Annotated in this window: 1 pseudogene; it reads left to right on the top strand. The window is 57.0% G+C overall.

From position 1 onward, the window contains the following. Positions 1-453: pseudogene (locus tag B3797_RS10420) on the top strand (carboxy terminal-processing peptidase); the annotation flags it as partial.

Below are 453 nucleotides of genomic sequence, written 5' to 3' on the forward strand. Positions count from 1 at the left end.
TTCGCTGAACCGCATTTACGATCAGATGCTGCGTCCTGAATGGCCTGCGTTGGGATCTGTTTCCTACACCATCCAGAAGTTTTACCGCATCAACGGCGGCAGCACGCAGCGTAAAGGCGTTACGCCGGATCTGCTGATGCCGACCGGCGTGGAAGCGGCGGAAACGGGCGAGAAGTTCGAAGACAACGCGCTGCCCTGGGACAGCATCAATGCCGCTACCTATACCAAAACCGGCGACGTCAAGCCGCTGGTGGCGCAGCTGACTAAGCAGCACGAAGCGCGTATCGCCCAGGATCGCGAGTTCCAGTACATCATGAAAGATATCGCTCGCTTTGATGCAATGAAGGACAAGCGCAATATCGTGTCGCTTAATCTCGCCCAGCGCGAGAAAGAGAACCACGAAGAAGATGCGCTGCGTCTGGAGCGGATTAACGCGCGCTATCAGGCGGAAGG

Origin of the sequence: Pantoea sp. UBA5923 (genome assembly GCF_002431095.1) — a bacterium.
GTDB lineage: Bacteria > Pseudomonadota > Gammaproteobacteria > Enterobacterales > Enterobacteriaceae > Pantoea > Pantoea piersonii.